Origin of the sequence: Anabaena sp. 4-3 (assembly GCF_001597745.1) — a bacterium.
Classification (GTDB): Bacteria; Cyanobacteriota; Cyanobacteriia; order Cyanobacteriales; family Nostocaceae; genus Trichormus.
Genome location: NZ_LUHJ01000026.1, coordinates 318,539 through 324,538 on the forward strand (window position 1 = coordinate 318,539; position 6,000 = coordinate 324,538).

The 6,000-nt window shown below is 40.8% G+C and carries 6 protein-coding genes; 4 read left to right on the forward strand and 2 right to left on the reverse strand.

What is annotated here, in order from left to right:
- The first annotated feature begins 190 nt into the window (after window positions 1-190).
- Both A3775_RS24985 and A3775_RS07960 read left to right on the forward strand, forming a co-directional pair.
- Window positions 191-1,873, forward strand: coding sequence for a serine/threonine-protein kinase (locus A3775_RS24985; RefSeq protein WP_231866964.1), 1,683 nt, complete (start codon window positions 191-193; stop codon window positions 1,871-1,873).
- Window positions 1,874-1,979: 106 nt separating this feature from the next.
- Window positions 1,980-2,594 carry an HD domain-containing protein gene (locus A3775_RS07960; protein ID WP_066424467.1) on the forward strand — a complete coding sequence of 205 codons (615 nt, stop codon included), beginning with the start codon at window positions 1,980-1,982 and terminating at the stop codon, window positions 2,592-2,594.
- 249 nt (window positions 2,595-2,843) lie between these two features.
- Here the strand turns inward: A3775_RS07960 and A3775_RS07965 are convergent, their stop codons facing one another.
- A complete protein-coding gene (locus A3775_RS07965; RefSeq protein ID WP_066424468.1) occupies window positions 2,844-3,563 on the reverse strand; it encodes a biotin/lipoate A/B protein ligase family protein in 720 nt (239 codons plus the stop codon).
- A 17-nt stretch (window positions 3,564-3,580) separates the two neighbouring features.
- The gene (locus A3775_RS07970) at window positions 3,581-4,057 is read right to left on the reverse strand and encodes a YbjN domain-containing protein (protein WP_066383894.1); all 477 of its coding nucleotides are present in this window, start codon (window positions 4,055-4,057) and stop codon (window positions 3,581-3,583) included.
- A 249-nt stretch (window positions 4,058-4,306) separates the two neighbouring features.
- Here A3775_RS07970 and A3775_RS07975 point away from each other — a divergent pair, with 249 nt between their 5' ends.
- Both A3775_RS07975 and A3775_RS07980 read left to right on the forward strand, forming a co-directional pair.
- Window positions 4,307-5,353 (forward strand): aromatic ring-hydroxylating dioxygenase subunit alpha, encoded by a 1,047-nt coding sequence (locus A3775_RS07975; RefSeq protein WP_066424469.1) that lies wholly within the window; start codon window positions 4,307-4,309, stop codon window positions 5,351-5,353.
- Window positions 5,354-5,651: 298 nt separating this feature from the next.
- On the forward strand, window positions 5,652-6,000 hold a 349-nt coding region (locus A3775_RS07980), incomplete at its 3' end, for a DUF4351 domain-containing protein (RefSeq protein WP_231866965.1).

A 6,000-nucleotide genomic window follows, 5' to 3' on the forward strand; every position in this document is an offset into this window, starting at 1 on the left:
TTGCGTGGCGTAGCCATAGATGTACTTTATTCTGCACTGTAGAGACGTTGCATGCAACGTCTCTACATTATTTATTTGATGCAACTTCATAGAGAATTGGTATGAGTTTGGCTGCGTCTAGAATTGCTTGCAACAGCACCAAGTTCTGCTTATGCGAAAATAGATACCAAGGAAACTACGGTTTTTATTTATGGTGTGGAATCCAGGGCAGCAGTTATTTGGCGATCGCTATACAATCGAGAGACAATTAGGCGAAGGTGGAATTGGCATCACCTATCTTGCCAAAAATCGACAGGGTAATTTGCGCGTAATTAAAACCCTGCGTCAAGCCATACTCAATCATCCTGCTTGGATAGCGCATCAAAGTAAACTCAAGCAAGACTTTAAAGAAGAAGCATTACGCCTAGCCTTATGTCGCCATCCCCACATAGTAGAAGTGGAAAATGTTTTTGATGAAGGTGACTTACCATGTATGGCAATGGAGTACATCGCCGGAGAAGATTTAGGTAAGCAGATCACCGAAAAAGGAGCATTATCAGAAGCAGAAGCACTCGAATATATTAGGCAAATTGGCGATGCTTTGATACTTGTTCACGAAAAAGGCTTGCTGCATCGGGATTTAAAGCCAAATAACATTATGATGCGTGCAGGGAAGCCAGAAGCCGTACTGATTGATTTTGGTCTTGCTAGACAATTTATATCTGGTGCAGTTTTACACCATACAGAGAATCTTACTGACGGTTACGCGCCACCAGAACAGTATGCACCAGTAGAAGAAAGGGGAGAATATATTGATGTTTACGCCTTAGCCGCCACCTTGTATTCTTTGCTGACTGGACAGTTACCTATGCCAGCACCAGCTAGACTGCAAAATTTTACCCTAAAACCACCAAAGGATTTAAATCCCAGCGTTAGCGACAGGGTGAATGAGGCAATTATGAAAGGGATGGCGTTAAATTACAAGTTTCGCCCCCAGTCGGTGCAGGAATGGTTGGATTTATTGCCAGATACTACACTGTCAACAACCGAATGGTATAACGAAGCAATTATAATCTTAGGGCCAAGACCTTCTGGAAAGAGTGTCTATCTAGCGACTTTAGCTTATCTACCATACTTGGTAAAAACAGGTATATTACAGTCTATTGAACCGCTCAATGGCCAAGCTAGAATATTAATTGAACGGGCAAAAGACATTTTAGCTGAAGGCTCACAATTGCCTCCGCCATCAGCACCTTACCATACAATTGAGTTACCAGTGTATAGCCTATTAATTACTCTGAATTCTAATATTAATACAATTATAAGTAAAGAAATCCAACTTTGTTTTACGTGTGTACTATATCCGGGAGAAATATTTAGTTCATTATCTAATAATGACCTAAATTGGATAAGTGAATATCTTGATGACTGTGCCATTACAAAATATTTAGCCTTAATAATTGATGCTACATCAAGGGAAGATAGAGAGACTGCTCAAGGTTTGTCTATTTTAGAGAGTGAGTTGAACAGACGAGTTCCTGTCAGTGAACAATCTCAATATCGGATAGCAGTTATGTTTTCTCATTTTGATCTACCGGATGTATATCCTTACAGAAACAATCTCAACGGATTTATTGATATGAAGTTTCCTGAAACACAGATGGTTTTGCACAAATGGAGTCATAATTGGAGTTGTTCAGTTGCTTATTTTGCCTATTCTGCATTTGGTATGATGGAAGATATGAGTGAACCAAATTGTGAGGTAGTGGTGCAGAATGAATCTGGAGTAAGTGCAGTTATTAAAAATTCTAAAAGTTGGAAACCTTTTGGGTTAGTTGCACCAATATATTGGTTATTAACTGGAAAATATAACAAAGCATTAGCTGATATCTAGTAAGCATAAATGATTATGGGATAGATCCCCGACTTCTTTGAGAAATCGTGGATCTGGGTATTGGCGAAACCGTTAAGCTGAGTAAAGTAATTCTTGTAACATCCCCGTGTCCATTAACCGCCTGACTCAACAAATCCAATTCATCATCGAAATTGACCGCCTGAAGCTAATACTGCGCCAAACCTTACTAACAGACGGTTCGCGTCAAGAAAATAGCGCGGAACATTCTTGGCATTTGGCAATTATGGCATTTACTCTGTCAGAATATGCTCCAGATGGGGTTGATATCTTCCGCGCTATCAAGATGCTATTGATTCATGACTTGGTAGAAATTGATGCCGGGGATACCTTCTGTTACGATGTGCAGGGTAACGAAAGTAAAGCACATAAGGAAGCACAAGCCGCATTGCGTCTGTTTGGACTGTTACCACCAGAACAGGGGGAAGAACTTCATCAACTGTGGAATGAGTTTGAAGCGGGAGAAACACCCACAGCTAAATTCGCCGCCGCTTTAGACCGCATCCAACCTTTACTGCATAATCAACAAACCCAGGGAGGTACTTGGCGCATTCACGGAATTAGGCGAGATCAGGTGATGAAACGGGTAGCACCAGTAGAAACAGGTGCGCCGGAACTTTGGCCGTTTGTCTTGCAATTGATTGATGACTGTGTGGCGGCTGGTTATTTGCAAGAAACGCCTGTTCTGAAGGCTGAAGATTAGGCGTGGTTTGGTAATGCACAGTTTTGTGGTGTTGATTTAAGGGATGAATTATGGTCACGCAGAGGCGCAGAGGGACTTTTATATTTGATTTTGATATTGCCCACTAGCTTACAGATTGAAAAACCCCTCTCCAAACCTCTCCCCTACAAGGAGAGAGGCTTTAAAAGCCGGATTATTTGTCGAAACCGAAGATATTTAAGCCCCTCTCCGCGTCGGAGAGGGGTTGGGGAGAGGTCATCAAACTTACTATTAACTTAAAATATCATCCCACTCGGATAAACATAGGGGTTGTATTTCCATCTCTATATCAAAACAATCCCTCGCCGCAGCTGTCAAAGCTGTGATAATCTGGTCTACAGTCAAACTTGGCGGTAACTGCACAGGCTGAAAAGTCTCCCCACCAAATACTTGAGTAAATAATTCTGCATCTGGTTGCAATCGCATAGAACCATGTTGCAAAATTGCGCCACCTCGTCTTAATTGTGCGCTACCTATTAATTTAGCTCCATCTGGTAAGACTAAATCTGCACCTGTAGCTGTCCCGAAGCAGTTGGGGTTATGAATGTAGCCACGTCCGGCTGTACCATAATCTAATTTTACGCCGATCGCTCGCCATCCTTGCAGCAAAAATTCACAAATCTTTTGATAAGTTTGCAAACGATTTCCAATTAATCCAGAGGTAACAACAGTATAAGTTAAATCTCCTTGGTGTAACACTGCCCTACCACCTGTAGGACGACGCACTAAATCTAATGTGTGATTTTTCCAGGTGAGGTTTTCCCAATGTTGCGGATGTTGTCGTTGATGATAACCTAGAGAAATCGCAGGTGGCGACCAAGTGTAAAATCTTAGTGTTGAAGGTTGCTTTCCTGATAGGTGCTGTGTTAGCAACCATTGGTCAATTGCCATCTGCACACTACCAGACGCTGCTAATAAAGGAATTAGTCGCCAAACCTGCTTGTTAGCCATTGAGAATTGGGAATTACTTAAGCTGCTCCAAATTCAGATTGTAAGGCTTCATCATTATCATCTGCGATGGTTGCCACAATAGTAATTAATCGGGAAACTTCCCCTGGAGACAATTCTGCTAAGGTGCGTGTAGAGATGACTACTACTCGATTCTCAATAATACCAAATCTCGCTTCAAAGGTGCTGGAGCAGTTCATTTCCAACAGGTGACGCATTAGCTTCGGTTCATCTTTCGCCGGAAGTTGGAGAACCGCCGACCAAACTGTGATTGTGTCTTCATCCGTTGTTCCTGTAAGCTGGACGAATACTTCTACGCTGCCATATTTGAATTTCCACAAATAACCACCTTCTGCGGGGTGGCTCACCATTGCACTATCATCTTGTTCCAAGGAGTCAATGACGTTTTCAATCACTTCCAAATGGTTAATGCTGGTTGTCTCCACCATTTCATCTAAAGATTCTGGGTTAGTTAGGGTTTCTTGGTAGCTTGTCATACAGATTTTTCTCTCGATATATTCACTGTTTTATCTACACATTAATTTATAGCCTGTGAGCAAAATTAGGTTGAGTTCCTTAAGTAATAGTCTAGACTTTACTTTGCTGTGGTTTAACTATGAAATTTCAGTAAGAAATATTACATTTTCTTTTGTTAGGATTCTTTGTAATATATATCTTACACCAGCTAAAGCCAGTAAATGGTGTAGCAATCTTTCATTCTAACGCCGCAAAGGATGTATAAATCTATGTCCTCTATGTCTCAAATTGTGCCTAGTCGTGATGTCCGTCAATTGGGGATTAACCCGAATCATTGGTATGTGGTAGCACGTAGCGATGAGGTGACAAATAAACCATTAGGTGTGATAATTTGGCATCAGGCGATCGCACTCTATCGAGACAGTCAAGGACAAATCCACGCCCTAGAAGACCGTTGTCCCCACCGTCAAGTTAAACTCAGTCATGGGCAAGTCATCAATGATGAACTGGAATGCGCCTATCACGGTTGGCGTTTCAATCATCAAGGTGAATGTGCAACTGTTCCTTACTTAGCTGCTAATCAAAAACTACCTAATTGTAAAATCCGACGTTACCCAGTCAAAGAACAAGACGGTTTTATTTGGTTATATCCTGGCGATGCAGAACCATCTGTAGAACCTTTAGGTTTACCAGAGTGGGAACATCTAAATTATATCGCCACAGTTTCAGTTATTAACTGCAAAGCTCATTATTCTTATTTAATTGAAAACCTGATGGATATGTATCATGGACATTTGCATCAGGATTTACAAGCATGGGCAGAAGCCACACTTCAAGATATTGATGAAGATGAACACCGTGTTGATGCTCATTACCAAGCCCAGAGTTATTATAAAATAGATAAAATTTGGTCTATCTCTCAGTTATTTTTCCCCGCATTACGCCGCTTACATCCTGAACCTTTGGATGTGAGTTATATTTATCCTCACTGGATGTCTACATTAGGCAAAGATTTTAAAATTTATTGTTTATTGTGTCCAGTGAATGAAACAGAAACCAAAGCGTATTTAATTCATTTCACCTCATTAAATGCTTTTTGGCGATTACATAAATTACCCGTCTGGTTTCGACGGTTTATTAAAAATAGTTTATTTGGTGCGGCGCAAAAGTTACTCGATGGTTTAGTGGTGCAAGATGTGCAGATGATTGAGGAAGAACAACAGGCGTATTTACAAAATTCTCAAATCCGAAATTATGAGTTAAATCGAGCTTTAGTTAGTGTACAAAGGTTGATGAAAAATCAAGTAGAGAAATAAGAATTGGGTGTTGCTGAGATAAATTTACATTTTTGCTCACCAACACCGCTATTATGACTACATCTATGCCTAAATATTTTTTTTGAACTCCTCTGATACAAATTTTATATGAGGTTGCACCACATAAATGATGTAGAGACGTTGCATGCAACGTCTCTACAGTAAACCTTAAATTGTAGGGTGGTTTAAAGCAGCGTGTAACGCACCAATAAATACGGTACGTTACGGCTAATTCCTAGTTTCTCAAACGCTCAAATCCTTAGCACAAAGCAATTCACCCCAAGCTTTATTAGAGCAAGTGGCGACGGCTGTCGATATGATTGAAGAAACAGACGAGCGACAGAATATATCAGCTTGTGTGCAGGTTTTAGCCGGGTTGCGGTTTGAAAAAGATTTGATTAGACAGCTATTTCGAGAGGAAATTATGCAAGAGTCTGTAATTTACCAGGATATTTTGCAAAAAGGATTGCAACAGGGAGAGCAACGAGGGAAGAAACAAGAGGCGTTAGAACTTATTCTACGTCAATTGACTCGTCGCTTTGGTGCAATTGAGCCAGAAATACAACAGCAGATTAGTGCTTTATCGAAAATTTGGGTTGAAAACCCCGTCGTTCTACGACGGCTTTCTGGTATACTAGCAGTAGGTT